A 26,292-nucleotide genomic window follows, 5' to 3' on the forward strand; every position below is an offset into this window, starting at 1 on the left:
GGCCGATACCGTCCATGGCATCACCCGAAGCAGTACCACAGGCGCCGGAGCCCGCCGTCCACCCGGCGGACGTCACCTCTCCTCCCGACGCCGGCACGGTCCTCGAAGCCCGTTCGGTGAGCAAGCGGTTCCCGGGCGTCGTCGCCCTCGACAGTGTCTCCTTCGCCCTGCGCGCCGGGGAGACCCACGCCCTGGTGGGGGAGAACGGCGCGGGCAAATCGACCTTGATCAAGGTGCTGACGGGCGTCCACCGCCCCGACGAGGGCGAACTGCGGCTGAGCGGTCGTCCCGTGGCGTTCGCCCGGCCGTTCGAGGCGCAGCAGGCCGGGATCTCCACGATCTACCAGGAGGTGAATCTCGTCCCGCTGATGAGCGTGGCGCGCAACATCTTCCTCGGCCGTGAGCCCAAGAGCCGCCTCGGCCTCATCGACTTCTCCCGGATGCACCGCGAGACCAGGGGACTGCTGGAGGGCTTCGGCGTACGTGTCGACCCGCGAACGCCCCTGCACACACTGGGCATCGGCACGCAGCAGATGGTCGCCCTGGCCCGCGCCGTCTCGGTCGACGCCCAGGTCGTCATCATGGACGAGCCCACCTCCTCGCTGGAGCCGCGCGAGGTGGAGACCCTCTTCCGGGTCATCGAGAACCTGCGCGGCCGGGGCATCGCCGTTCTCTACGTCAGCCACCGCATGGACGAGCTCTACCGGATCTGCGACCGCGTCACCGTGCTGCGCGACGGCCACCACATCCACACCGGCGGCCTCGCCGACCTCGACCGGATGCGGCTCGTCTCCATGATGCTCGGCCGCGATCTGTCCGAGGTCCGCCGCACCGGCCTCACCGGTTTCGGCAGCGGGGCACACGACGCGGCACGTACCCCCGCACTCACCGCGACCGGCCTCCACCGCCGCCACCAACTCCACGACGTATCGCTGTCGTTGTACGGCGGCGAGGTGCTCGGCCTCGGCGGCCTCCTCGGCTCCGGCCGCAGCGAGACGGCGAAGGCCCTCGCGGGTGCACTGAGCCTGGATTCCGGCGAACTCGTCATCGGGGGACGGAAGCTGCGCAGGATCGGCACGGCCGGTGCCATCCGCCGCGGAATCAGCCTGCTGCCCGAGGACCGCAAGGCCGATGGCATCGTGCCCGGTCTCTCCGTGCGCGAGAACATCGTGCTGGCCGCCATGCCCCGGCTCTCCCGATTCGGGGTGGTCTCCCGCCGTAAGCAGGACCGCGTCGTCGACATCTTCATGAAGCGGCTGAGGATCAAGGCGGCGAGCCCCGAGCAGAAGGTCGGCGAACTCTCCGGAGGCAACCAGCAGAAGGTCCTTCTCGCCCGCTGGCTCTGTCTGGAACCCAGGGTGCTGCTGCTCGACGAACCGACCCGGGGCATCGACGTCGGCGCCAAGGCCGAGGTCCAGGGCCTCGTCGACGAGCTCGCCCGTGAGGGCCTCGCCGTCCTGCTCATCTCCTCCGACATCGAGGAACTCGTCGAGGGCGCCGACCGCGTCGTCGTGCTGCGCGGCGGCTCGGTGGCGGGCGAACTCACGGGCGACGAGGTGACCGAGAGCCATCTGCTCGAAGTGCTCGCCGACCACGCGCCGGCGCCCGCCGGAAAGGCCCCGGCCGCCCAGGAGGATCCCCGATGACCCAGGTCGCCCTCGCCACCTCCGCCCGCCCCCTGGCGCGGCTGCGCGACCCCGCCTGGTACCAGGAGTACGGCGTGTACGTCGCCGTGGCGGTGGTGCTCGTCTTCAACGCCCTGTTCACCGATCACTTCGTGACCGCCGACAATCTGCGCACCCAGCTCGTCCAGGTCGCCCCCGTCGTCATCGTCGCCCTGGGCATGGCCCTGGTCATCGGCACCGAGGGCGTCGACCTGTCCGTCGGCTCGACGATGGCGCTCGCCACCGCGCTCCTGCCGCTCTACCTCGGATACGGGCTCGTGCCCGCGCTCGTCGTGGCGCTGCTCGCCGGCGCCGTCGTCGGCGCGGTCAACGGCGCACTGGTCTCGCTCATCGGGCTGCAACCGATCGTCGCCACACTCGCGCTCTTCGTCGGAGGCCGGGGCCTGGCCCTCGTCATGGCCGACGGGCGGCTCAAGCAGATCGTCAACCCGGATCTGCTCTCGCTCGGCACGGGCTCCTTCCTCGGCGTCCCGTTGGTCGTGCTGATCGCCGCGGTCCTCGCCGTGGCCGTCGCCTTCCTCGTGCAGCGCACCACGTTCGGCCGTCAGGTCGTCGCCGTCGGTGGCAACCGCTCGGCCGCGGTCCTCGCCGGCCTGCCAGTGCGGCGGGTGCTCATCAGCGTCTACGTGCTCTGCGGCGTACTGGCCGCCCTGGCCGGCATCCTCGCCACCGCCAGGCTGACCGCCAGCGATCCCTCCTCGCTCGGCACCCTCATGGAACTCTCCGCCATCACGGCGGTCGTGGTCGGCGGCACCCCGCTGAACGGCGGTTCCGTCCGGGTGCTCGGCACCGTCGCGGGCGCCCTGCTGATGCAGCTGCTGCGCGCCACTCTGGTCAAGCACGACCTGCCCGACTCCACCGCACAGATCGCCCAGGCGGCGATCATCATCGCCGCCGTCTACGTCGCCCGGGAGCGTCGGTCCCGATGAACGAAACCACACCTGCCGCGGTCGCCCAGTCCCCGGCACCACGAAGGAGCCCAGAGGTGCCGGGGGACGGCGAGCCCCGACCGGCACCCGGTCCCGCGCCGACGATCACACGGTGGCTCGCCGAACTCCTGCAGGGCCAGGGCGTGCTCGCCGTTCTGCTGACCGTCGTGATCGCCGCCTCGTTCGTCTACCCGACGTTCGCGACGCTGGACAACGCCCGCGGTGTGACCGTGCAGGCGTCGTTCCTCGCCGTGGTCGCCCTCGGCATGACGATGGTCGTCATCACCGGCGGCATCGACCTGTCCGTCGGTTCCGTCTTCGCCCTCGGCGGAGTGCTCGCCGCCTGGGCCTCGCAAGGGGGTCTCCTGCCCGCGCTGCTCGTGCCGCTGGTGGTGTGCGGGGCGATCGGTCTGCTCAACGGCCTGCTGATCGCCCGTGCCGCGATGGCCCCCTTCATCGTCACTCTCGCCACCCTGCTGGCCGCCCGTGGCATACTCCTCGCCCTGACCGACGAGGGCGCCACCACCTATCTCGTCCCCAAGGGTTCCGCCTTCGCGGAACTGGGCCAGGGGAGCATATGGGGTTTTGGACACCCGGTCCTGATCGCCCTGGTGCTGTTCGGCGCCGGCGGACTGCTCCTGCAGCGCACCTCGTTCGGCCAGTCCCTCTTCGCCGTCGGCGGCAGCAGCGATGCGGCGGCCCTGATGGGCCTGCCCGTGGCCCGTACGAAACTCCTGGTCTACACGCTCAGCGGGCTGCTCGCCGGACTCGCCGGCGCGCTGAACGCGGCCAGACTGTCCTCCGGCGTCACGATCGTCGGTGTGGGCATGGAACTCGACGCCATCTCCGCCGTCGTCATCGGCGGCACCCTCCTCGTCGGTGGCGCCGGCTCGATCAGCGGCACCCTCTGGGGCGTCCTGCTGCTGGCCGTCATCCAGAACCTCATCAACCAGATCGGTTCGCTGAACTCCTCCTACCAGTCGGTGGTCAGCGGAGGGTTCCTTATCGTTGTCGTGGTGGCCCAGCGCTGGCTTGCGCGCGGCCGCAGAACCAGCTGAGCCGTGCCGGACGGGGCAGCCCCCCGGCCCTCGAAGCGCGAGCCAAGCCGATCCAGTGCGCACCGGTGCGCACCGAGCCGAGTCAGGGAGTGCCGTGGGCGTCAGCCTCAAGGATGTTGCGCAACGGGCGGGCGTGTCGATCAAGACCGTGTCCAACGTGGTGAACAACTATCAGCACGTCACTCCACAGATGCGCGCCAAGGTGCAACGGGCCATCGACGAACTCGGCTACCGGCCGAACCTCACCGCTCGCCATCTGCGCAAGGGCCGTACCGGCATCATCGCCCTGGCGGTGCCCGAGTTCGGCAACCCGTACTTCGCCGAACTGGCCGGCGCGGTCGTCGACGCGGCCGCCCGGCACGACTACACCGTCCTGGTCGACCACACCGCCGGCCTCAGGGAGAAGGAACTCCTGGTCAGCCAGGGCTTCCGCTCGCATGTCATCGACGGCCTCATCCTCAGTCCCATCCATCTGGAGACCGAGGACCTCATGGCGCGCACCGAGACCGCGCCCCTGGTCCTTCTCGGCGAGCGGGAGTACGAGGCCCCGTACGACCACATCGCCATCGACAACGTGGCCGCCGCCCGTGACGCCGTACGCCACCTCATCGACCGCGGCCACCGGCGGATCGCCTTCCTCGGCTCCCGCACCGGACGCGAACGGCAGCCCGCCCACCTGCGGCTGCGGGGCTGGCGCGAGGAACTGGCCGCGGCCGACATCGAGCCCGACGAGTCACTGGTGGTCGTCACCGACGGCTACGGGCGCGAAGACGGAGCCACGGCCATGGCCGCACTCCTGGACCGGGGAGAACGGCCCGATGCGGTCTTCGCGTACAACGACCTCATCGCCATCGGCGCTATGCGCACCCTCACCGCACGCGGCCTGCGCATTCCCGAGGACGTCGCCGTCGTCGGCTTCGACAACATCGAGGAGAGCCTGTACGGAGCCACCACCCTCACCACCGTCGCCCCCGACAAGGAAGCCATCGCGCGGCTCGCCGTCGACAGCCTCGTCGAACGGCTCTCCGGCAACCCGGTTCCCGAACCGCGTCGGCCCCGCCCCGGCTACGCCCTCGTCGTCCGCGAGTCCACCGTGCCCCGGCGGGGGCCCGCCCCACGGGAGGACCGGGCCCCCGCCTCCGGTCCCGCTGCTTGAGGTACGGGCCCCGCGGCGCCGATCCTGCCCGGCGCCGCGTTCACGGGGCGTGACAGGTGCGTAAGGGGCTGAGGCGTGGACAGTGGCGCGGATCCCGGGAAGGGGGGAATGACGGAATACGTCGCGATGTTGGGATGTCCATGACCTTTTCTGTGGACGTGATCGTCCGGGGCTACGAACTCGACACGCAGGGACATCTGAACCAGGCCGTCTACCTGCAGTACGCCGAGCACGCGCGCTGGGAACTGCTGCGCGCCGCCGGCCTGCCGCAGGAGAAGCTGCTGGCCAGTGGGGTCGGGCCGGTGGCGCTCGAAACAACGGTGAAGTTCCTGCGCGAACTGAGGGGTGGTGACCGGGTTCGGGTGACCTGCCGGTTCGAATACGGCGAGGGAAAGACGTTCGCGGTGGCGCAGGAGGTCCTCAAGGAGGACGGCACGGTCGCGGCGCAGGTCACGGGCGTGGCGGGGTTGCTCGATCTGACGACCCGCAGGCTGATCGCCGATCCGGCCGGGCATCTCGCCTCACTCGCCGGGAACCCGGACCTGCTCAGCGGCTGACCGACCGCGCCGCGGCCGGTGCGCGGCCGGGCGGAGCTCCGCAAGGAAGAACCCGTCGACGCCCGTGGAGCGGCATCGCGCGCCGATGGCGCCGGGTCATGCGCGGCCGCACACGTCCTACGGCGAACCTCGAACTACGAAGAGTCTCGTATTATGGGAGACCGGACGAAGCCAGGGAATGGAGCCATCGTGACCCCAGCCAGCGCCCCCGTCGAAAGAGTCGCTGCGGTCGGTGGCCGCGCGCTCGACCATCCCACGCGGGACGAGATCCGCATCGAGACGGTGCTGCACGCGCTCTCCGACCCGATGCGGCTGCGCGTGGTCCGTGAACTGGCCGTCGCCGACTCCGAGCTCACCTGCTCCCGTTTCGACCTGCCGGTGTCCAAGTCGACATCCACGCACCACTTCCGGGTGCTGCGCGAGAGTGGCATCGTCCAGCAGTTCTACCGCGGCACGGCCAAGATGAACGGGCTGCGCCGGGACGATCTGGAAGCACTGTTCCCCGGGCTCCTCGACACCGTCCTCGACGCCGCCAACCGGCAGGTGCAGCGCATCGGCGAGGACCGATAGCCTCACGATCCGCCCCGCTCGGCACCCTCCGCGGCGTCCAGCAACCCCGCCCAGTCCGGGATCTTCACCGGCCCCCGGCCCAGTGACCGGCCCAGTGCCGCCTCCGCCCGCTCGATGGACAGCCAGCCCTTCCATTCCACCGGCCGCAGCCCCCACGCCCGCAGGGCGGTCACCGGATCGGGCACGGACGGGCGCCCGGTGAGCAGCGGGGCGTCGTCCAGCAAGGACGCCACCGTCTCCTTCGCGCACGACCGGTTCGAGCCGATCACCCCGGTCGGCCCACGCTTGATCCACCCGGCGACGTACTCCCCGGGCGACGGCACGCCGTCGCGCAGCACCCGTCCCGCCAGATGCGGCACCGTCCCGCGCGCCGTGTCGAACGGGAGGCCGGGCAGGGGCAGCCCCCGGTAGCCGACGGCCCGCAGCACGAGCTGGGCGCCGATGTCCTCGTACGCCCCGGAGTCGCGTACACCCCCGCTGCCGTCCGGCACGGTACGGGCGAACCGCACCCCGGCCACCCGGCCGTCCCGCTCCAGCAGTTCGACGGGCCGCAGAAAGAACCGCAGGTGTATGGTGCGCGCCGGATCTGCTCCCGGGCCCGCGCCCATGGCGCCGGCCGAGGCCCATCCGCGCAGCACCTCGACGTTGCGCCGCGCCGCCGCGGTCAGGCGCGGCACGTCGGGCGGGGCGGACATGGCCGTCGCCGGCGCGGCGGACGGATCGACGTATGCCGGATCGAGGGCCAGCTCCGCCTCGTCCACCACCACCCGGGCGTGCGGCAGCCCGCCCAGCTCCCGCAGCTCCTTGGTGGTGAACCTCGCCTGCGAGGGCCCACGCCTGCCGGCCATGTGGACCTCGCGGACCCGGCTGCCGGCCAGCGCGCCGAGCGCTCCGTGCGGTACGTCGGTGGTGCGCAGCTCCTCCGCGCCCCGCGCGAGAATCCGCGCCACGTCCACCGCCACATTGCCGACACCGATCACCACGACCGAACGGGCCCGCAGCGCGAAGCCGTTGGCGGCGGCGTCCGGGTGCGCGCTGTACCACGAGACGAACTCGGTCGCGGAAAAGCTGCCGGGCAGGTCCTCGCCGGGGACGGCGAGGCCGCGGTCGGTCGCGGCCCCGACGCAGTACACGACCGCCTGGTAGAGCTCCCCGATCCGCTCGGGCGGGATCCCGCCGCCGCCCACCTCGACATTGCCGAGGAAGGTGATCCGCTCGTGCTCCAGGACGGTCCGCAGGCTGTTCTGGAGCGATTTGATCTTTTCGTGATCGGGGGCCACGCCGTAGCGCACCAGGCCGTACGGACAGGGGAGCCGGTCCAGCACATCGACCCGGACACCGGGCACCCGGTCCTGCTCGACCAGGGCCTGCGCGGTGTAGACCCCGCTCGGGCCGGAGCCGACGACGGCGACACGGAGCACGGCGCACCTCTTCCCGCGGGATGCCTCCAGCATGACACCGGCGGCCGGGACGCAGGGGAGGCGCGCCCGGGGCGCGGTCAGGACGACAGCGTGCGCATCCGGTCGATCTCCACCGTCTGTTGGGCGAGGACGTCCCCGGCCATCTCCTCGACCTGCACATTGTTCCCCTGCGAGAGCACCTCGGTCGCCATCGTGATCGCGCCCCGGTGGTGGGTGGTCATCAGTCTCAGGAAGAGCTTGTCGAAGGCCGCGCCGTTCGCCGCCCGCAGCTCTTCGAGCTGCGCCGGGGTCGCCATGCCGGGCATCGCCGCGTGGTCGTGGCCGCTCGCGCGCCCGACTCCGCCGTTGTGCTTGAGCCAGCCCTGCATGGCACCGATCTCCGGCTTCTGGCCCGCGGTGATGCGTTCGGCGAGCCGCGCGACGGCGGCGGAGCCGGAGCGGCCGGGAACGAGTTCGGTCATCTCCAGTGCCTGCGCGTGGTGCTGGATCATCATCTGCACGTACCGGAAGTCGGCGGAGTTGGGGGTGTCGTCCCCGGCGGCCTTCAGCGCCTCCTCGGCGGAGAGGGTCCGCGCGGGCTCTCCGGGCTTTCCGGGCGCCACCACCGAAGGGCCCGCGTCCGTCCGCGCCTTCGTACGGCTGTCACCGCTCCCCGCGTCGCATGCGCTCAGGGTGAGAGCGGCGGACATGACGGCCGCGACGAACACGAAGCGGCGGACACACATGGTCTGACGGCGGATCAACAAGTGGACCTCCATTGCCATATGGGTGGTTGCCCACCGTCCTAACACGCTTCCGCGCGACAGTGATCAGAAACTTTCATTACGTCTCTGTTGCCATCTGTTGGGATGGCCATGGGAGGGACGATACTGCCGAGGTCCGTGAACCGTTCAACTACGTTCGGATACATGGGAGGACGCAGTGATTTCGTTGCACACGAGCCCGGTGCGGCGCAGACGCCTCGGGGCCGCCGCGGCGGTCGCCGGGCTGCTGGCCACGCTGTTCCTGGCCGGTCCCGCGGCCGCGACGCCCGACCCCGGTGACGCGGCCGCCGCCCGTACCGATGTCTCCGCCGCCCAGGAAGCCGAAGCCGCGGCCGCCATCAGGAGCGGTGAGATACCCGGCGTGGACGAGGTCGTCCACAGCGGCAACATCACCCATCTGGCCAACGTCCCTAAGGACGCGCTCAAGGGGCTGAACACGGACCTGGCCTTCCAGGGGAAGTACGCCTTCGCGGGAAACTACGACGGCTTCCGGATCTATGACATCAGCAATCCCAAGTCCCCCAAGACCGTCGCACAGGTCCTCTGCCCCGGTTCGCAGAACGACATCTCGGTCTCGGGAAACCTGCTCTTCCTGTCCACCGACTCCTCGCGCAGTGACAACTCCTGCACCAGCACCACCCAGCCCGCCACGGAGAAGTCCTCCTGGGAGGGCATGAAGGTCTTCGACATCAGCGACAAGCGGAATCCGAAGTACGTCGCCGCCGTCGAGACCGCCTGCGGATCGCACACCCACACGCTGGTCCCCGAACGCAAGAACGTATACGTGTACGTTTCCTCGTACGCGCCGAGCGAGGCGTTCCCCGACTGCCAGCCGCCGCACGACGGGATCTCCGTCATCAAGGTGCCGCGCAACGCACCCGAGAAGGCCGCTGTCGTGAACTTCCCGGTCCTCTTCCCGGACGGCGGCAACCCGGGCGCTCCGACCAACCCGGGCGTCTCCAAGACCAGCGGCTGCCACGACATCACGGTGCTGCCCTCGAAGGATCTTGCCGCCGGAGCCTGCATGGGCGACGGTCTGCTGTTCTCCATCAAGGACCCGGAGCACCCGAAGATCATCGACCAGGTGCAGGACAACGTGAACTTCGCGTTCTGGCACTCCGCGACGTTCAACCAGAAGGCCGACAAGGTCGTCTTCACCGATGAACTCGGCGGCGGCGGCGCGGCCACCTGCAACGAGGAGGTCGGCCCGAAGCGCGGTGCCGACGGCATCTACGACATCGTCGGCAAGGGAGACCAGCGCAAGCTGGTCTTCCGCAGCTACTTCAAGATCGACCGTCCGCAGGCCGACACGGAGGTCTGCGTCGCCCACAACGGTTCGATCGTCCCGGTCAAGGGCCGCGACGTGATGGTGCAGGCCTGGTACCAGGGCGGAGTCTCGGTCTGGGACTTCACCGACTCCTCCAAGCCGAAGGAGATCGGCTACTTCGAGCGCGGCCCCGTCAGCACCGACGCGGTCACCACGGCCGGCTCCTGGTCGGCGTACTACTACAACGGCTACATCTACTCCAACGACATCGCCAAGGGCTTCGACGTCCTGAAGCTCGACGACCGGCGGACCGACCCGGCGAAGCAGGTGCGACTGGACGAGCTCAATGTGCAGACGCAGCCGGACTACTTCGACCGCTGAACCGGCCGGTCACCCCCACACCCGCGCCAGTCGGCTCCAGCGCGCACCCGTGCCTCCCGCCGGGCGGATTCCCCGCCCGGTGGGAGGCACGGCGGCGTCCAGGCGCCGCTCGGGGCCGGCAGCCGCGTCAGGCGGCGGGCCTGGCGCTCCCGCCGGTCGCCGCCGCCCACTCCACCAGCAGTCGCTGGTAGTGCTCCTCGTCCTCGGGGGACAGGCAGCCGCCGGAGCGCTGCCACAGGTCACGAATCTCTTTGTTCACCACGGCGGGGGTACGCACGGAATCGGAGGAGCACGGAGAACGGGACATGCGTACAGGCTAAGGCCCCGATGTGACAATCGGACCCATTGCGCGTCAGGGACATCTCTCACATGTCCATCAGGCAACGCTTGGCAGCAGTCCGAGCGTCCGCAGCCCGTCGGGCCGCTCCTCCACCGGTAGATGCCGTACCAACCGCACGTCACAGCCCAGTGCTGCCGCCCCGCCGTCCGCCTGCGGATCGTCGCCGACCATCACCACATGCGTCGGATCCTGTCCGAGGAGTGTGCAGGCCCTGTGGAAGAGTCGTGCGTCCGGCTTCTGGACGCCGTGCTCGTACGACAGGACGTAGGCGTCCACGAGGGCGTCCAGCCCGTGCGCCCGGAACACCGGCCGGAGGTCCCAGCCGATGTTGCTGACCACACCGACGCGGGTGCCGCTGTCGCGCAGTGCGCCGAGCACCTCCGCCGCGTCCGGGTACGGCTGCCAGGCAGCGGGTGACCGGTGCCGCTCGTACAGCGCGTCGTACAGACCCGGATCCGGCAGGGCCACCTGCCGGGCCAGTTCGGTGTACGCCGCCCGGTGGAGTTCCGCGCTCTGGTCACGGGTGGCCCACAAGGCGGCGAGCCCGGTGGGCACCTGCCGTGGAGGCGGACCGCCCGGAAGTGCCCCGGCGTCCTCCAGCCCCCGCGCGTACCGCTCGAAGTCGGCCCCGTCGACCGTCACCCCCCGCTCGGCGAGGACCGCGCGCAGCCAGGACCGGATCGGCTCGATACGGAACAGAGTCCCGGAGAAATCGAAGAGCACACCTTTGATCTGCATGGGCGCGATCCTCCCCGGATCAGGAATGCCGACGCAAGGCCGGGCCACCGCGTCCCTCGTACCGGGCGAAGCCGACGACGGAGAACCCGACCAGGGCCGCCCCCAGTAGCCATCCGCCGAGCACGTCACTCAGCCAGTGCACCCCCAGATAGAGCCGGGTGACACCGACCCCGATCACCGACAACCAGCCCACCACCAGAGCCGTCCGCCACACCAGGGGCCCCGTGCCGTGCCGGCGCAGCAGCCAGAGCAGCAGGGCGCAGCTCACCGTCGCCGTCATCGCGTGACCGGAGGGGAACGCGGCGTAGTGGGCGGAGTCCACCGGATCCGGCCACCGCGGCCGTTCCCGGCCGACCGCGGACTTCAGTCCCTGTTGCAGGAGGGCCGACAGCACGCTCGTCACCGCCACCCATACCGCGAGGGCCCGTGCCCCACGCCACCACACCGCCACCACGGCCACCGCGATCAGCGCGCGCATGGTCCACGGATCCCACACCCAGTCGGTCAGGATCCGGTTCACGTGGACGAGACCGGGCTCGGTGACCGCACTGCGGTGCAGGGTGTCCGCGACCGTGCGATCGACCGACATCAGCGGCGACCAGCGCACGGCGACCAGGACCAGCAGGATCAGCGCGAGGGCGGCGCAGGCCGTGGCCGTGCCGAACGGCGTGGCGCGGAACCGGGTGCGGCCCGGTGGTGCGAGAGGCGGGGTGGGCATGGGGTGATCTTCTCGGAAGATCCGCGCATCCGCCTATCCCAGTGCGCTGAGTCCCGGAAGGAAGGCCACCAGAAGCGGAACCACCGGTACCAGGGCGCCCGCCGCGGTGAGTCGGAGCCGACGGCCCGCGGTGAGCCGCTCCACCGGGGTCAGCAGCCGGTTCACCCGCCGCGGCAGCTGCGCGTCCGGCGAGGGGCACGGGCCGAACACCCCCCGTTCCTCGTTGAGTTCGACCAGGGCCAGGGCGATCGTCAACCGTCCGAAGCGTCTCGACGCCACATCGTCCGCCGCCAGCTCGACCAGCCGGTGCATCTCGTCACGGAAGGCTGCGAACACCGGCACCTGCGGAAACCCCGTCGCGAGGGCGCCGGAACAGTGCAGCAACCAGTCGTGCCGGGCCTTTGCGTGCCCCTGCTCATGGGCCAGCACCGCATCCAGCTGACGACCTTTCAGGCGGCCGAGTGCCGCGGTGGTGATGACCAGTTGAGGCGCCGCACCTGGCAACCACCAGGCACCCGGGCGCTCTCCCTCCAGGACGACGAGCCGACCCCTGCCGGGCTCCTCCCCGGGCATCAGCGGGGAACGCACCAGCAATTCCGCCCGGCGTTGCCTGCGGCGCACCTGAGCCCGGTGGATCTCCCGGGTCAGCATCGCCGCCGTCCACACCCCGCCGAGCGCCAGCAGCACCGCCATGGCCGCGGACCACTGTCCGTGCCCGCTCAGCGCATACGCTTCCACCACGCCGCGCGGCGCCGGTGCGAAGACATGCCCGCGTACTGCCTGCCAGGCCGCTGCCGCGCTGAAGGTCATGGAGAGCGCGAAGGAGACCAGCACTCCGGCCACCACGCACTGCCACAACCACAGCGCGACGACGGGCTCGCGTTCCGGCCACTGCGCCCGGGCCATCAGACGCGGGGTCACGACGGCGGTCAGTGCGCCGAGCAGCAGCAGGGCCAGGGAGACCAACATGGCGTCAGCCTATGAGCGGCGCGGTGGCCACGGTATGGCTGTGCACGGCAAGTGACGTACGCCACGGTTTGCTCGCCCCCCTGTCTCACAGAGTGAGCAGCATCGCGAGCATGGCGATCCCCATCGTCAGCCGGCAGGCGAGCGCGAGCTCCGGCCGTGTGCCCCAGCCGCCCCCGACCGGCACCTCCCCGACCGGTCCGTCGCCTCCCGCCGTGGCGACCACCGGTATCAGCCGGGCCCCCGACCGCAGTACGTACACCGCGTAGTAGGCCAGCAGCAGTCCGGTCAGCAGGGGTATGCCCCCGGCCGTTTCCATGCTGCCATGGCCCGTGTGCCCGCCGTGTCCCCCTCCATCGCCGGGCGCCATCGTCAACGCCATGTAGACCATCGCCGACGACCCGACCAGGTGGTGCAGATGGTGCCCGCTGCGCCGGGAGAACCACAGCGCGCGCAACGCGGCCGCGCCGAACAGCACCGCGTACACCGCCCACCCCCACCCGGGTGGTGTCATCACGGCGGCCGGCATCGCCATGGCCGCCATGCCGAAGCCCATCAAGGCCTCCGCACGCGCCGTCCTGCGCTCTTCCGCGGTCTCGCTCCGTGTGCGCAACAGGCAGTACGCGCCCGTCGTCGCGCACAATGCCATGAGCAGCCAGCCGGACATCGCCGGTCCGTGCACGGCGCACCTCCCCCTGGACGTACGACATGGTCCCCCCTAGTCGATGCCCGGACCGGGAGCGTCGTACGCGGCGCACTGAGGTGCACGGGGAGCGCGCGGGGGGAGTGTTCCCCGCCGCGCGCTGTACTCACCCGGCCGGGTCAGCCGAGGGTGAGGGACTTGAAGGCACGTGCCTGGTCGGTGATGGCCCGCTCGGTGGGAAGCCGTTCCATGGACGACGCACCGAAGAAGCCGGTGATTCCGGACGTGTGCTCCAGGACGTAGCGGGCGTCCTCGGGCTCGGCGATCGGGCCGCCGTGGCAGAGCACGATGATGTCGGGGTTGACGCGCTTGGCGGCGTCGTGCATGTCCTGCACGGCGGCGGCGGCCTGATCGAGCGTGAGCGCCGTCGAGGCGCCGATGGAACCCTTGGTGGTCAGCCCGACATGCGGTACGAGCACGTCCGCACCGGCCCGCGCCATGTCGGCGGCCTGCCCCGGGTCGAAGACGTAGGGGGCGGTGAGCAGGTCGCGCTCGTGTGCCTGGCGGATCATGTCGACCTCCAGACCGAAACCCATGCCGGTCTCTTCCAGGTTCTCGCGGAATTTCCCGTCGTACAGGCCGACCGTGGGGAAGTTCTGCACACCGGTGAAGCCGATGGCCTTCAGCTGGTCGAGGAAGTTGCCCATGATCCGGAACGGGTCGGTGCCGCACACACCGGCGAGCACGGGGACGTCCCGCACCACGGGGAGGACCTCGCCGGCCATGTCCAGCACGATCGCGTTGGCGTCGCCGTAGGGCAGCAGACCCGCCAGCGAGCCCCGGCCGGCCATCCGGTAGCGCCCCGAGTTGTAGATGATCAGCAGGTCGACACCGCCGGCCTCCGCGCACTTGGCGGACAGACCGGTGCCCGCGCCTGCGCCGATGACTGCCTTGCCCGCGCCGACCTGGTCGGTCAGGCGTGTCAGGGCTTGGTTACGGTTCACGGAAGGACTCCTCTTCGGTGAGTGTGTGAGTCAGACGCTCGCGGACGAGTGGTCATGAGCGGTGATCAGCTCGTGGAGACGGTCGGCTGCCGCCACGGCGAAGGACGGGTCGTTCAGCTGCGCGTCGATCTCGCGCAGCTCGACGGCGCTGCCCCGGAGAGCCGCACGCAGGGACGCCAGCCCCGCCGCGTCGGCTTCCGGATCGTGAAAGGGGCCGTCCGGGGCATCGACGGCGGAGACGCCGCCGAGCGGCCAGAAGACCGCTGCCGGGCCGCGTGCCGAGGCCAGCTTCCGCCCCACGAGGGTGCCCAGTTCCGTCATCTCGTCCGCCGTGGTGCGCATCAGGGTGACAGTGGGGTTGTGCACCAGGAGACGGCGTTCGGCGAAACGTTCCGGAACCGTCTCCCGGGCGCCGAAGTTGACCATGTCCAGGGCGCCCGGTGCGACGACCTGCGCGATGCCCGCCCGGCCGGCCGCGGTCAGCCGGTCCGGTCCGGCGCTCAGTACTCCGCCGACCAGTTCGTCCGCGAGTTCGGTGGTGGTCAGGTCCAGGACACCGGCGAGGAACCCGCCCGCGGCGAGCTTCTCCAGCGCCCGGCCGCCCGCGCCCGTGGCGTGGAAGACCAGGACCTCGTAACCCAGTTCGTCCAGACGCCGCCGGGCGGCGTCGACCGCCGGCGTGGTGACGCCGAACATGCTGGCACCGATCAGCTGCCGCCCGCCGGGGTGCGGCCGGTTGACGCTCCGCTCGTGGTGGGCGGCCATGCCGGCCGCCGCGGCCACCGCGTTGCCCAGGATCCGGGACGACACCGAGTTGATGCCCGCGACGTCGACCACGCTGTACATCATGGTGATGTCGCTGCTGCCCACGTACGGCGACACGTCCCCGCCGGCCATGGTGGACACCAGCAGCTTCGGGACGCCGACGGGCAGCGCCTGCATGGCACGCGCGGCGATGAATGACCCGCCGCTGCCGGCCACCGCCAGCACCGCGTGCAGCCGGCCCTCGCGGTGCAGATCACCGACGACCAGTTCGACGCCCTCGGCCATCGCGGTCACGGCCGCCCCGCGGTCCCCGGCGGCGCGCAGCGCCTCCAGATCATGCCCGGCGCGGTGTGCGACGGCGGCGGCGTCGACGTCCCCCGCGGGGGCACCGACCGGCGGTGGCATCACACCGGCGTCGACGAGGACGACATCGCATCCCGATTCGCGCAGGCGCGCCGAGAGCCACGCGTACTCCGCACCCTTGGTGTCCAGTGTCCCGACGAGCACCACGGTCGCCATGTTCTGCTCCTTTGCAACGGCGTTCTCCCGATCATGTGTCGGGTGCCGGGGAGCGGCAAAGACCACTTGGCGGCAATTGGCCTGCGGCGGGTGATGATGGGGGCATGCACCGCATTCCTCCCACCCGCCTGTCGCGCCTGCTGACCGGGTGGTCCAAGGGCGGTGCGGGTGCGATGCCGCTGCTGCTGGCGGAGGCGCTGCGCGAGCTGGCGCAACGGGGAGACGTCGCCCCCGGTACGGTGCTGCCCTCGCAGCGCGCCCTCGCGGCGGCGCTCGGTGTCAGCCGCAGCACGGTGACGGCGGCGTACGGGCTGCTGGAAGCGGAAGGGTGGCTCGACAGCCGGCAGGGGAGCGGCTCCCGGCTGCGGGGTTCGGGTGCGGTGGGCGGGCCCGCGACGGAGGGGCGGCTGGCCAGTTTCGGGACCCGGGACGGGGTCATCGACCTGTCCAGCGGTGCGCTGGACGGCCTGCCCGCGGTCGCGGAGGCGGTCGGCGCGCTGTCCGCCCGGGACCTCACCGCGGCGCTGGCCGGCGACGGGTACCAGCCGTACGGTCTGCCCGAACTGCGCGAGGGGATCGCCGAGTACCACCGCTCGGCCGGCCTGCCGACCTCGCCGGAAGAGATCCTGGTGACGGCCGGGTCCCAGCAGGCCGTCTGGCTGATCACCCAGGGGCTGGTCCAGCCCGGCGACACCGTGGTCGTGGAGGACCCGACCTACCGCGGCGCCCTCGAAGCGCTGCGGGCCCGCGGCGCCCGGCTGGTCCCGCTGCCCGCCGACACCGCCCACGGCGACGGCGCCGCCGCACTCGCACGGCTGGCCGGCCACATCCGCCCACGCCTCGTCTATCTCCAGCCGTCCGTCCACAACCCCACCGGACGCGGCATGGCCGAGCACATCCGCCGTGCCTGGGCCGCCGTGCTGGCCGAACAGGGCCTGTACACCGTGGAGGACAACGCCTACGCGGAACTGTCCCTGTGTCACGACACCGCACCGGTCTCCCTGGCCGCCCAGCTGCCGCCCGCCGCCACCGCCACCGTCGGCACCCTGTCCAAGCTCTTCTGGGGCGGCCTGAGACTGGGCTGGATACGCGCCTCCACCACTGTCGTCCGCCGTCTGGCCGACATCAAGAAGTCCGTCGACCTCTCGTGCCCGGTGGTGGACCAGATGCTGGCCGTACAGCTGCTTCGGCAACTGCCCGAGGCACGAGCCACGCGCCGCGCCCGACTGCGTGAACGCCTGACGGAGACCGAACGGCTCCTGCGCGCCCAGCGGACCGGATGGCGATGGGACCGGCCCGCGGGAGGCTCCGCCCTCTGGGTGGAGATCCCCGGCGCCGATGCCGAGGCCATCGCCCAGCTGGCCCGGCGCGCGGGCGTACTGATCGTGCCCGGCCCCGCCTTCTCCGCCGTGGACGGCTTCCGCCACCACCTGCGCCTGCCGTTCGCGGACCACGACGGCAGTCTGGAGAAGGCCCTGCCCGTGCTCGTCGACTGTGCGGAGCGCAGCCGCGCGCCGCACTGACGGCCTTGTACGGGCGACCGCGTCAGGGGCGGTGGCGCAGCGGATGGTCCGCCGGCACTTCCACCATGACGATCCGGTGCCCGTCCGGGTCACGGATCCACATCTCGACGAGCCCCCACGGCTCGCGCACCGGCGGCCGCAGCACCTCGACGCCGCGGGCCGACATTTCCTCGTGCGCCGCCCGGACGTCCGCCACCTGCATCCAGAGTTCGAGACCGGGCACCGGCGGCGCGGCGGCGCGGCCGGAGACCTCCAGGAAACCACCGCCGAGGAAGTAGACCGTGCCCCGCTCGGGGCCGGTGCCGAACTCCCGGTAGACGGGCAGCCCGAGGCGCTCCCCGTAGAAGACCCGTGACCGCTCGGGATCGACCGGACGCAACAGGATCCGGCTGCTCAGCACATGAACCATGCGCCGCACTTTAACGGCCTGATGCGCGATGGCGAGCGAACCCCCGGCGTCATGGGTGCCGGGCACGAGAGCCGGGCGTGATCGGAACGAGCGGTCCTGGGACCGGAGCATGCGCGTTACGCTGCTCCGGCACGGCCACAGCAGAGAAACGGAGAGCCATCGCCATGGACATAGCCCCCGCCCAGGACTCGCAGCTGACCTTCCGCGATGCGGCCGACGCCGATGTGCCCGCACTCGTGACGCTGATCGAGTCGGCCTACCGCGGGGACTCCAGCCGGGCCGGATGGACCACCGAGGCGGACATTCTGCAGGGGCAGCGGACCGACCCGGACGGCGTCCGCCAGGTCGTCGAAGCGCCCGGCAGCCGACTGCTCGTGGTGGAGCGCGATGGTGCGCTCATCGCCTGCTGCCAGCTCGAACACCGCGGCGACGCCGCCTACTTCGGGATGTTCGCGGTCCGTCCCGAGCTGCAGGGGGCCGGTCTCGGCAAGGTGATCATCGCCGAGGCCGAGCGCACCGTCCGGGACGGCTGGGGGGTGACGGAGATGCACATGACCGTGATCTCGGTGCGCGAGGAACTGATCGCCTGGTACGAGCGCCGCGGCTACCGCCGTACGGGCAGGCTCAGCCCGTTCCCGTACGGCGATGAGCGCTTCGGTATCCCGCAGCGTGACGATCTCGCCTTCGAACTCCTGGTCAAGGACCTGGTCTGACCGGGGCGGCGATCAAGCGGTGAAGCGGCCGGCGCGGCGGATCTCCGGGTAGTCGGTGGTCGCGCCGTCCAACCGCAGGGCGCGTACCAGCCGCAGATGATCCTGGGTGTTCACCACCCAGCCGATGACCTTCAGTCCTTCGGCGTGTGCCTGCTCGACCACCTCCAGGGTGAGGCGGCGGATGTTCAGCGCCAGCGTCGCCGCGCCCACCGTCTTCGCCCGGTCCACCACGTCGTTCCGCCAGCGGCTGGCGATGAGCACGGTCCTTACACCCGGTACCAGTTGGGCGATCTCGGCGACCGCCTCGTCGTGGAACGACGACACCTCGACCCGGTCGACGAGGCCGCGTCGCAGCATCACTTCGGCCAGGGCGCGGGCCGCGGCCACATCCTTGATCTCGGCCTGTACGGGGGACCGTACGGCGTCGAGCACCTCCTCGAAGACCGGCACCCGCTCGCCCAGCCCGGCATCGAGCTCGCGCAGTTCGGAGAGGGTCTTCTCGGCGATCGGACCGCTGCCGTCCGTCGTGCGGTCCACTTCGGCGTCGTGCATGACGGCCAGCGCGCCGTCCTTGCTCAGATGCAGATCGAGTTCGATGGCGTCCATCCCGGCTCGTTCCGCGTGGACGAACGACCGCAGGGTGTTCTCCGGCTCGACGCCCATCACTCCGCGATGACCGATGGTGAGAAAGGACAAGGCAACTCGCTTCCGTCGACGGCGTCTCCCCGCGGACTGCTCCTACCCACGCAGCACCGCGGCATTACGGCAATTCGGCAGCCTAAGGGCTGCTCCGTAATCCCTGGTGAACCAGCGCGCGGCGTCGGATGCGGTGCATCGCGAGGCGGAGGGACTTCCGCGTACTGGATGTGTGCGGAGGTTCCGACCGACGCGGCGAGGTGCCGTAGCTGTCGTCGTGCGCCCGCCGGGGATTGCGGGACAGCCCCGAACCGCCCGCTGCCGGGAGGGAACCGTCCGGCGCCGGGGGAGCGGCGCCGTGTTCCCGGGCATCAGCGGCACCGAGCAGGAGCCCGGTGACGACGGTTGCGACATGGACGGCACGGACAGTCGCGCGGTGGATCTCCGGCGCTGGGGCGAAGGGCGGATGCCGTCCGTCCCGGCGGTCTGCGGCCGTGTCCGCGGAGCCGTGTCGCTCGTGCGTGGGCGCGTCCCGCCCGACCTGATCGCGCATGCGTTCGAGGTCTGTCGGGTCGGCAGTCGCTGGAATGCATCAGGTCGACGGAAGTGGTCGCCCTGGAGGTTCTGCACAGGAAGAATCGCGGTGACCATGGGGGGTCGGCAGGATAATCTTCTGAGTCTCACTTGTCCGAAGGAACTGCACACGGATACGGTTGCTTGACGCGAGGTTCTCCCGTGGAGGAAGTGTGATGACGGAAATTCTTGTGCACGACGTCGCCGCAGGTGACATAGCTACGGAGGACCAACGGGTGGTCGATCACCCCGCCTGGCCCGCGCTCAAGAATGCCGTGGAGGAGATCCGCCCCTGGCAGTCGAAGGACGGATCCATCGACTTCGGCGCCGAGGACGCGCCGTCACCGGCGGTCGCCGAGGCGACCCTGGAGCGCGTGATCGCCGCGGTCGAGGAGCTCTCCCCGCTGCTTCCGCACGACGCCGCCTACCACCGTGCCCTTGTCGCGGACCTGCGCCGCTGGGCCGCGGCCGGCTTCGGTGTGCCGGACTTCCTCGACTCGCTGCTCGCCTTCCAGCCGGCCAAGAACCGCGCCGACGGGGTGCAGCACCTGGTCCTCTTCGCGATGTACACCCAGAACGGCAACCCGGACCGCAACCTCGAAGCGGTCGTGCTGCGGATGGTCTGGCCCGCGTGGCTGGCGGAGCTCGAAGCCACCCGCTACGACAACCCGCTGTTCTGCGGCATCACCTTCGAGGACTTCACCTCGGGTTACGACACCAATTCCGCGGTGCTCTTCCCGGAGACCGTCGCCGTGCGCGAGGCCCCCGAGCGGTTCAGCTGGGGCGGGATCTTCTGCGACCGTGAGGCCGCTCGCTTCCGCCGGGTCACCGAGGCGTCGGTCGAGCTGCTCGGCGTCGAGCTGCCCGACGACATCCGCGAGATGGTCGGCGACCAGCAGCGCTGCGAGCAGGCCTTCGTGCTCTGGGACATGGTCCACGACCGGACGCACAGCCACGGCGACCTGCCGTTCGACCCCTTCATGATCAAGCAGCGCCAGCCGTTCTGGATGTACGGGCTCGAAGAGCTGCGCTGTGACCTCACCGCCTTCAAGGAGGCCGTGAAGCTGGAGGCCGACGGCTTCCCGCAGGGCCGCGACGTCCAGTACGCCGTGCTGTTCGACCGGATGTTCCGCTTCCCCGTCACCGGCGAGCGCGTCCGCAACTACGACGGCCTCGGCGGTCAGCTGCTCTTCGCCTACCTCCACAAGCACGACGTCGTCCGCTGGACCGACAACACGCTGCGGATCGACTGGGACCGTGCCCCGCAGGTCACCAATCAACTCTGCGCCGAGATCGAGAAGCTCTACCGCGACGGCATCGACCGTCCCAAGCTCGTGCACTGGTTCGCCGCGTACGACCTCGTCTCCACCTACCTCGCACCCCACCCGGGCTCCCGCTGGGCCAAGGGCCCGGGCGCGCTCGATCTGTCGCAGCCGCCGCGGAAGCTCGTCGACGAGGTGCTTCCGGACGAGTTTCCGCTGAGCATGTTCTATGAGGCGCTCTCCAAGAAGCTGAAGAATGTGATCGCCTCGACCAAGGGGATCACTGCCGCGGATGCCGAGCGGGCAGCCGCGTGAGCGCCGGTCCTGAGGAGGCGGTGGCCATGAACGGAAACGGCAAGGGCAACGGGAGCGGTGCTCTCGAAGGTGCCGTGGTCGCGGTCGCCGGTGCCGCCGGCCCGGCGGGCCGGGCCGCGCTGCTGAGGCTCGCCGAAGCCGGTGCGACCGTCGTCGCCTCCGATGCGGACGCCACCCGCCTGGCCGAGGCGGTCGATGCCGCCCGCTACGCCCACGGCGGCGCCACCGTCACGGGTGACACGGTCGATCTGCTGGACCTCGGCGCCACCCGCGACTGGGCGGACAGGACGGAGAAGGAATTCGGCCGGATCGACGGCCTGGTCCACCTCGTCGGCGGCTGGCGAGGCAGTTCCACCTTCGGCGAGACCGACCTCGCCGACTGGAACCTGCTGGAGAAGCTGCTGATCCGCACGGTCCAGCACACTTCGCTGGCCTTCCAGGAGGGGCTGCAGCGCAGCGACCGGGGCCGTTATGTGCTGATCAGCGCAGCCGGGGCGAGCAAGCCCACCGCGGGAAACGCGGCCTACGCCGCGTCGAAGGCCGCGGCCGAGGCCTGGACCCTCGCCCTCGCGGACGCCTTCCGCAAGGCGGGGGGCGAGGAAGGGCCCAGAACGGCGGCTGCGATCCTGGTCGTCAAGGCACTGGTGCACGACGCGATGCGCGCCGAGCGCCCCCATGCGAAATTCGCGGGCTTCACCGACGTCAAGGATCTGGCCGACGCCATCGTCGGCGTCTGGGACCGGCCCGCCCCGGAAGTGAACGGAAAGCGCCTGTGGCTGACCCCACAACCGTAAGGACCGACGCGCGACGCCACCACGACCCACGGGTACGCGGTTTCGCCAGTGACAACTACGCGGGCACGCACCCGGAGATTCTCGCGGCCATCGCCCTCGCCAACGGCGGTCACCAGATCGCCTACGGCGAGGACGAGTACACCGGGCACCTCCAGCGCGTCATGCACAGCCACTTCGGCCCCACCGCCGAAGCCTTTCCGGTCTTCAACGGAACCGGCGCCAACGTCGTCTCCCTCCAGGCGATGACCGACCGCTGGGGCGCGGTGATCTGTGCGGAGTCCGCCCACATCAACGTCGACGAGGGCGGTGCCCCGGAGCGGGTGGGCGGTCTCAAGCTGCTCACCGTGCCCACTGCGGACGGCAAGCTCACGCCCGAGCTCATCGACCGGCAGGCGTACGGCTGGGACGACGAGCACCGGGCCATGCCGCAGGTCGTCTCGATCACCCAGAACACCGAGCTGGGCACGGTCTACACACCCGACGAGATTCGCGCGATCTGCGACCACGCCCACGGTCACGGCATGAAGGTCCATCTGGACGGGGCCCGGATAGCCAACGCCGCGGCGTCGCTGGACGTACCGATGCGGACGTTCACCAACACCGTCGGCGTCGACGTCCTCTCCTTCGGCGGCACGAAGAACGGGGCGATCTTCGGCGAGGCCGTGGTCGTCCTGAACCCGGACGCCGTGCGTGCCATGAAGCACCTGCGCAAGCTGTCGATGCAGCTCGCCTCGAAGATGCGCTTCGTCTCGGTGCAGTTGGAGGCGCTGCTCGCCGGAGACCTCTGGCTGCGCAATGCCCGGCACGCCAACGCCATGGCCCAGCGGCTCGCGGATGGCGTGCGCGCGGTGGACGGGGTGGAGATCCTCCATCCGGTCCAGGCCAACGCCGTCTTCGCCCGGCTGCCGCACGAGGTGAGCGAGCGGCTGCAGAAGCGCTTCCGCTTCTACTTCTGGGACGAGGCCGCCGGTGATGTGCGCTGGATGTGTTCCTTCGACACGACGGAGGACGATGTCGACGCGTTCGTCCTTGCGCTGAAGGACGAGATGGCGAAGTAGCCAGTCTGAATAAGTATGCGGTCTATCGGAAAGTCATTGACACTCGGTCGGCCGCATACTTACGCTCGACGGTCATGGAGCTGATCCAGCAAGTCCCGGAACTTTCCGCCTACCTTGCCGCGGACGAGGCCATCGATCACGGGCACCCGGTGGTACGGGAGACGGTCGCCGCTCTCCGCGGCAAGACCGCTGATGCATACTCATACGCGGCTACTGCCTATGCCTTCGTGCGTGACACGATTGCGTACTCGGCCGACTCGGGCGACATGCGGGTCGCCTGGCGTGCCTCCGACATCCTCGCGACACGCAACGGCATCTGCCACGCCAAGTCCCATGCCCTTGCCGCCCTCCTCCGTGCGGCGGGCATTCCGACCGCTCTGTGTTACCAGGCACTCTGTGAGGACGGCGGTGAGCCCGGCCCCCTGCACGGGCTGATCGCGGTCAGGCTGCCCGGCCGTGACCGCTGGGACCGTCAGGACCCCCGCGGCAACAAGCCGGGCGTCGACGCCCACTTCTCGCTCGACGGCGAGCGGCTGGCGTGGCCCGTGCGGCCGGAGTTCAATGAAGTGGACTATCCAGTGCTTTATGCGTCACCACATCCGGCGGTACTGCACAGCCTGCGGTCCGCCGAGGGCCGCCCGCAGCTGTGGCGCACTCTCCCCACGGCGCTCTGAGATCCCGTCCCGGGGCAAGGCCGTCGACGCCGCCGGCGCTCACCGTCGTCGACGACGTGGGTCCGGCCCTGCTGGACGGGGCCGCCCGCCGATCGGCCGAACGGTTCGGACGATCGGCGAACTCGAAGCCACAGGCGCCGAACCCGATGAGTGGCCGCAGCAGCTGAGCTCCGGAGCACGGATCGCCGTCGGTGCTCCGGAGTGACGTTTCAGCCGTGGCCGCGACCGGCCGCCGGGTCAGCTCGCCCCGCGCACCTCGGCGGCCGTCGGAGCCGTACCACCGAGGTGCGCGGGCACCCACCAGGTGTCGCCGGCGTCCTTCGGGCGTACGGGATAGGCGCGCTGGGCCGCTTCGAGAAGCTCCTGGACCCGCTCCCGCAGCCGCCGGGTGATCGCGCCGGCGTACTGGTCGGTGGGCGCCTCCACAGGCTCGCCGACCCGGATCGTCACGGGAATGTGGTTGCGCTTGAAATTGCGCGGCCGTCCCTTGGTCCACAACCGCTGCGTCCCCCACAGCGCCATCGGGATCAGCGGGACGCCGGCCTCCTGGGCCAGTCGGGCGGCACCCGACTTGAAGCTCTTCAGGGTGAACGACTCCGAGATCGTCGCCTCGGGGAACACACCCACGATCTCCCCGGACCGCAGCGAGGCGAGCGCGTGCGCATACGCGTCCTCGCCCTGCTTGCGGTCGACCGGGATGTGCTTCATCCCGCGCATCAGGGGACCGGAGACCTTGTGCCGGAAGACCGATTCCTTCGCCATGAAGCGGACAAGACGCTTCTGCGGCAGCGCCGCGAGCCCGGTGAAGACGAAGTCCAGATAACTGATGTGATTGCTGACCAGCACCGCGCCACCGGTCTTCGGGATGTGCTCGGAACCCTGAGTGTCGATCTTCAGGTCAAGCGCCTTGAAAAACGTACGAGCGGCGCCGATGACCGGTCGATAGACGAGTTCTGCCATCTGGGGAAGACCCTTCTTCAGCGCCTGGGGAGGGTTCTCCCGGCGGAAGTTACGCAGCCGTAGGTTTGCGGCATTGGGCCGATCGTGCCCCATGCGCGACGCGGTGGCCAGTCTCAGGGGCCGCGGGGCGCGAGATTCTCGTCACGTGCAAGCTCGGGGAATGCCACGGTGCCCGGTGGTGCTGACCTCTTGCGAAGAGCTCTGACAGGAGGCCGCAGGTGGAGGGGCAGACACACGGGGGAACGCTGGACGCGGCCCGACTCGGCGCGGAACTGGGGGAGAAGGCGACCCTGGTGCAGTTCTCCAGCGCGTTCTGTCAGCCGTGCCGGGCCACCCGGCGCACTCTTGCCGAGGTGGCCCGCATGGTGGACGGCGTGACCCACGTCGAGATCGACGCCGAGGCGCATCTCACTCTTGTGCGCGAGCTGGGGATCAGCCGGACGCCGACCGTAATGGTCCTCGACTCCGGCGGCCGGATCGTCCGCAGGGCCGTCGGGCAGCCGCGCACCGTCGATGTCGTCGCCGCGCTGGGACAAGCGATGTGACGGACCGTGATGCATCTCCCACATTGCGGAACGCCCTTGACTGCACCCACCACGCATCGTCAGTCTGACGCTATGCCGCCGGAACTCCTTCTCTACGGCCGGGCCCACGTGGATCTCGCCCGCAACGCGAGTGCGCGCTGTCCGGGTGCCTGAGCGAACAAGGCCCCCGTACACCTCTTCCGCAGAAGGACATCTCCATGACGGCTTCGCCCGAGCTCGGCACCTCCCGTACGGCTTCCCCCGAACTCCTCCGCTCGGTCTTCCGGCAGCACGCCGCCGGTGTCGCAGTGATCACCGCCGCAGGTGACCGGCCGGTCGGCTTCACCGCCACCTCCTTGAACTCCGTCGCCGCCGAGCCGCCGCTGATCTCCTTCGGGGTCGGAACCTCGTCCTCCAGTTGGCCGGTCGTGGCCGAGGCCGAGCACATCGGCGTCCACATACTCGGTGAGCACCAGCGGGACCTGGCTGCCACGTTCGCCCGCAGCGGAGCCGACCGGTTCGGCCCGTCCACCCATTGGCGCAGCGGCCCCGAAGGTGTGCCGGTGCTCGACGGTGTGCTGGCGTGGCTGGTCTGCCGCGTGGTGGCCCGGATCCCGGCGGGCGACCATCGGATCGTGATCGCGGAGGCCGTGGTCGGAGATCCGGCCGGAGGCGGTCGCCCGCTGCTCTATCACCAGGGCGGTTTCACCGCCCTGCGGGACTGAGAACTCCCAAGCGGCACATGGGTGCGGCACGTTGGCCAGATCACAGTTCCAAGCGCTTGCTCATGGGTGAAGCACTGGATGTACTGGCTAGTAATATTTCCTTCGGAGCATCGGTCGCCCCGACCGGAAACCGCCCCATCAGGCGCCTATGCTGCGTGCAACAAGGCAGCCCAGAAATGACGATGCAGTAGGAGAGCCGGCGTGAGCTTGAGGATCGTTGTCTGTGTGAAGTATGTGCCCGACGCCACGGGTGACCGGCATTTCGCCGATGATCTGACGGTGGACCGTGAGGATGTCGATGGTCTGTTGTCGGAGCTGGACGAGTATGCGGTGGAGCAGGCGCTGCAGATCGCGGACGGGGTGGACGGTGCGGAGGTCACTGTGCTGACGGTGGGGCCGCAGGACGCGAGGGACGCGTTGCGCAAGGCGTTGTCGATGGGTGCGGACAAGGCTGTTCATGTCGAGGACGACGATCTGCACGGCAGTGATGTGATGGGTACGTCGCTGGTGCTGGCGAAGGCGGTCGAGAAGGCGGGTTACGACCTGGTGATCTGCGGGATGGCGTCGACGGACGGCACGATGGGTGTGCTGCCGGCGGTGCTGGCGGAGCGGTTGGGTGTCCCGCAGGTCACGCTGCTGTCCGAG

28 protein-coding genes are annotated in these 26,292 nt (G+C 70.2%); 16 read left to right on the plus strand and 12 right to left on the minus strand.

Annotation, left to right across the window (positions count from 1 at the left end; genetic code table 11):
• Positions 1-14: 14 nt before the first annotated feature.
• The 6 genes from ACIOHC_RS21170 (at position 15) to ACIOHC_RS21195 (ending at position 5,955) form a co-directional block, all read left to right on the plus strand.
• Entirely contained in the window at positions 15-1,646 is a 1,632-nt protein-coding gene (locus tag ACIOHC_RS21170) for a sugar ABC transporter ATP-binding protein (RefSeq protein WP_351082395.1), read from the plus strand.
• On the plus strand, positions 1,643-2,614 hold the full coding sequence (locus ACIOHC_RS21175; protein ID WP_351082398.1) for an ABC transporter permease: 972 nt from the start codon (positions 1,643-1,645) through the stop codon (positions 2,612-2,614). The genes ACIOHC_RS21170 and ACIOHC_RS21175 overlap by 4 nt, the downstream gene beginning before the upstream one ends.
• Entirely contained in the window at positions 2,611-3,672 is a 1,062-nt protein-coding gene (locus ACIOHC_RS21180) for an ABC transporter permease (protein ID WP_351082401.1), read from the plus strand. Before ACIOHC_RS21175 ends, ACIOHC_RS21180 begins: the two co-directional genes overlap by 4 nt.
• A 94-nt stretch (positions 3,673-3,766) precedes the next feature.
• Positions 3,767-4,828: a LacI family DNA-binding transcriptional regulator gene (locus ACIOHC_RS21185; protein ID WP_365693148.1), complete on the plus strand. Its 1,062-nt coding sequence runs from the start codon at positions 3,767-3,769 to the stop codon at positions 4,826-4,828.
• A gap of 140 nt (positions 4,829-4,968) precedes the next feature.
• Positions 4,969-5,385 carry an acyl-CoA thioesterase gene (locus ACIOHC_RS21190; protein ID WP_351082405.1) on the plus strand — a complete coding sequence of 139 codons (417 nt, stop codon included), beginning with the start codon at positions 4,969-4,971 and terminating at the stop codon, positions 5,383-5,385.
• Between the two features lie 189 nt (positions 5,386-5,574).
• Complete coding sequence (locus ACIOHC_RS21195) at positions 5,575-5,955, plus strand: helix-turn-helix domain-containing protein (RefSeq protein WP_365693147.1); 381 nt, start codon at positions 5,575-5,577, stop codon at positions 5,953-5,955.
• 2 nt (positions 5,956-5,957) lie between these two features.
• Here the strand turns inward: ACIOHC_RS21195 and ACIOHC_RS21200 are convergent, their stop codons facing one another.
• Together ACIOHC_RS21200 and ACIOHC_RS21205 are read right to left on the minus strand one after the other, a co-directional pair.
• Complete coding sequence (locus ACIOHC_RS21200; protein ID WP_351082410.1) at positions 5,958-7,376, minus strand: FAD-dependent oxidoreductase; 1,419 nt, start codon at positions 7,374-7,376, stop codon at positions 5,958-5,960.
• 77 nt (positions 7,377-7,453) lie between these two features.
• Positions 7,454-8,140 (minus strand): DUF305 domain-containing protein, encoded by a 687-nt coding sequence (locus ACIOHC_RS21205; protein WP_389637492.1) that lies wholly within the window; start codon positions 8,138-8,140, stop codon positions 7,454-7,456.
• 157 nt (positions 8,141-8,297) lie between these two features.
• Here ACIOHC_RS21205 and ACIOHC_RS21210 point away from each other — a divergent pair, with 157 nt between their 5' ends.
• Positions 8,298-9,788, plus strand: a complete 1,491-nt coding sequence (locus ACIOHC_RS21210; RefSeq protein WP_401843467.1) for an LVIVD repeat-containing protein — start codon at positions 8,298-8,300, stop codon at positions 9,786-9,788.
• A 127-nt stretch (positions 9,789-9,915) separates the two neighbouring features.
• On the opposite strand, the gene ACIOHC_RS21215 is transcribed toward ACIOHC_RS21210, so the two are convergent.
• The 7 genes from ACIOHC_RS21215 to ACIOHC_RS21245 form a co-directional block, all read right to left on the minus strand.
• A complete protein-coding gene (locus tag ACIOHC_RS21215) occupies positions 9,916-10,095 on the minus strand; it encodes a hypothetical protein (RefSeq protein ID WP_351082413.1) in 180 nt (59 codons plus the stop codon).
• A gap of 69 nt (positions 10,096-10,164) precedes the next feature.
• The gene (locus tag ACIOHC_RS21220) at positions 10,165-10,866 is read right to left on the minus strand and encodes an HAD family hydrolase (protein ID WP_401843470.1); all 702 of its coding nucleotides are present in this window, start codon (positions 10,864-10,866) and stop codon (positions 10,165-10,167) included.
• A gap of 19 nt (positions 10,867-10,885) precedes the next feature.
• Positions 10,886-11,584, minus strand: coding sequence for a phosphatase PAP2 family protein (locus ACIOHC_RS21225; RefSeq protein WP_351082417.1), 699 nt, complete (start codon positions 11,582-11,584; stop codon positions 10,886-10,888).
• Between the two features lie 33 nt (positions 11,585-11,617).
• The gene (locus ACIOHC_RS21230) at positions 11,618-12,553 is read right to left on the minus strand and encodes a M56 family metallopeptidase (protein WP_351082419.1); all 936 of its coding nucleotides are present in this window, start codon (positions 12,551-12,553) and stop codon (positions 11,618-11,620) included.
• An 85-nt stretch (positions 12,554-12,638) separates the two neighbouring features.
• Positions 12,639-13,232 carry a DUF5134 domain-containing protein gene (locus ACIOHC_RS21235; protein ID WP_401843473.1) on the minus strand — a complete coding sequence of 198 codons (594 nt, stop codon included), beginning with the start codon at positions 13,230-13,232 and terminating at the stop codon, positions 12,639-12,641.
• Positions 13,233-13,372: 140 nt separating this feature from the next.
• Positions 13,373-14,197 carry a phosphoenolpyruvate hydrolase family protein gene (locus tag ACIOHC_RS21240; RefSeq protein WP_351082422.1) on the minus strand — a complete coding sequence of 275 codons (825 nt, stop codon included), beginning with the start codon at positions 14,195-14,197 and terminating at the stop codon, positions 13,373-13,375.
• A 30-nt stretch (positions 14,198-14,227) separates the two neighbouring features.
• A complete protein-coding gene (locus ACIOHC_RS21245; protein ID WP_401843476.1) occupies positions 14,228-15,481 on the minus strand; it encodes a Tm-1-like ATP-binding domain-containing protein in 1,254 nt (417 codons plus the stop codon).
• A 104-nt stretch (positions 15,482-15,585) separates the two neighbouring features.
• On the opposite strand from ACIOHC_RS21245, the gene ACIOHC_RS21250 reads away from it, so the two are divergent.
• Entirely contained in the window at positions 15,586-17,004 is a 1,419-nt protein-coding gene (locus tag ACIOHC_RS21250; RefSeq protein ID WP_401843478.1) for a PLP-dependent aminotransferase family protein, read from the plus strand.
• Positions 17,005-17,026: 22 nt separating this feature from the next.
• Here ACIOHC_RS21250 and ACIOHC_RS21255 read toward each other — a convergent pair whose 3' ends face one another.
• Positions 17,027-17,413 carry a VOC family protein gene (locus tag ACIOHC_RS21255; protein WP_351082450.1) on the minus strand — a complete coding sequence of 129 codons (387 nt, stop codon included), beginning with the start codon at positions 17,411-17,413 and terminating at the stop codon, positions 17,027-17,029.
• 164 nt (positions 17,414-17,577) lie between these two features.
• Here ACIOHC_RS21255 and ACIOHC_RS21260 point away from each other — a divergent pair, with 164 nt between their 5' ends.
• Entirely contained in the window at positions 17,578-18,126 is a 549-nt protein-coding gene (locus ACIOHC_RS21260) for a GNAT family N-acetyltransferase (protein ID WP_365693140.1), read from the plus strand.
• 12 nt (positions 18,127-18,138) lie between these two features.
• On the opposite strand, the gene ACIOHC_RS21265 is transcribed toward ACIOHC_RS21260, so the two are convergent.
• Positions 18,139-18,822 carry a glycerophosphodiester phosphodiesterase family protein gene (locus tag ACIOHC_RS21265; RefSeq protein WP_351082430.1) on the minus strand — a complete coding sequence of 228 codons (684 nt, stop codon included), beginning with the start codon at positions 18,820-18,822 and terminating at the stop codon, positions 18,139-18,141.
• 689 nt (positions 18,823-19,511) lie between these two features.
• Here ACIOHC_RS21265 and ACIOHC_RS21270 point away from each other — a divergent pair.
• From ACIOHC_RS21270 to ACIOHC_RS21285, 4 genes are all read left to right on the plus strand, one after another.
• Positions 19,512-20,912 (plus strand): DUF6421 family protein, encoded by a 1,401-nt coding sequence (locus ACIOHC_RS21270; RefSeq protein WP_401843480.1) that lies wholly within the window; start codon positions 19,512-19,514, stop codon positions 20,910-20,912.
• Between the two features lie 26 nt (positions 20,913-20,938).
• Positions 20,939-21,706 (plus strand): SDR family NAD(P)-dependent oxidoreductase, encoded by a 768-nt coding sequence (locus ACIOHC_RS21275; RefSeq protein ID WP_351082433.1) that lies wholly within the window; start codon positions 20,939-20,941, stop codon positions 21,704-21,706.
• Complete coding sequence (locus ACIOHC_RS21280; RefSeq protein ID WP_351082435.1) at positions 21,685-22,764, plus strand: low specificity L-threonine aldolase; 1,080 nt, start codon at positions 21,685-21,687, stop codon at positions 22,762-22,764. Before ACIOHC_RS21275 ends, ACIOHC_RS21280 begins: the two co-directional genes overlap by 22 nt.
• A gap of 74 nt (positions 22,765-22,838) precedes the next feature.
• Entirely contained in the window at positions 22,839-23,438 is a 600-nt protein-coding gene (locus ACIOHC_RS21285) for a transglutaminase family protein (protein WP_365693137.1), read from the plus strand.
• A 237-nt stretch (positions 23,439-23,675) separates the two neighbouring features.
• On the opposite strand, the gene ACIOHC_RS21290 is transcribed toward ACIOHC_RS21285, so the two are convergent.
• Positions 23,676-24,398 carry a lysophospholipid acyltransferase family protein gene (locus ACIOHC_RS21290; RefSeq protein ID WP_351082438.1) on the minus strand — a complete coding sequence of 241 codons (723 nt, stop codon included), beginning with the start codon at positions 24,396-24,398 and terminating at the stop codon, positions 23,676-23,678.
• Positions 24,399-24,616: 218 nt separating this feature from the next.
• Between ACIOHC_RS21290 and ACIOHC_RS21295 the strand changes: the two genes are divergently transcribed.
• The 3 genes from ACIOHC_RS21295 to ACIOHC_RS21305 form a co-directional block, all read left to right on the plus strand.
• Positions 24,617-24,943 (plus strand): thioredoxin family protein, encoded by a 327-nt coding sequence (locus ACIOHC_RS21295; RefSeq protein ID WP_351082440.1) that lies wholly within the window; start codon positions 24,617-24,619, stop codon positions 24,941-24,943.
• A 197-nt stretch (positions 24,944-25,140) separates the two neighbouring features.
• On the plus strand, positions 25,141-25,647 hold the full coding sequence (locus ACIOHC_RS21300) for a flavin reductase family protein (protein ID WP_351082442.1): 507 nt from the start codon (positions 25,141-25,143) through the stop codon (positions 25,645-25,647).
• 201 nt (positions 25,648-25,848) lie between these two features.
• A partial coding sequence (locus ACIOHC_RS21305; RefSeq protein WP_401843484.1) for an electron transfer flavoprotein subunit beta/FixA family protein occupies positions 25,849-26,292 on the plus strand: 444 nt, incomplete at its 3' end.

The organism is Streptomyces sp. NPDC088252, assembly GCF_044740965.1.
GTDB lineage: Bacteria > Actinomycetota > Actinomycetes > Streptomycetales > Streptomycetaceae > Streptomyces.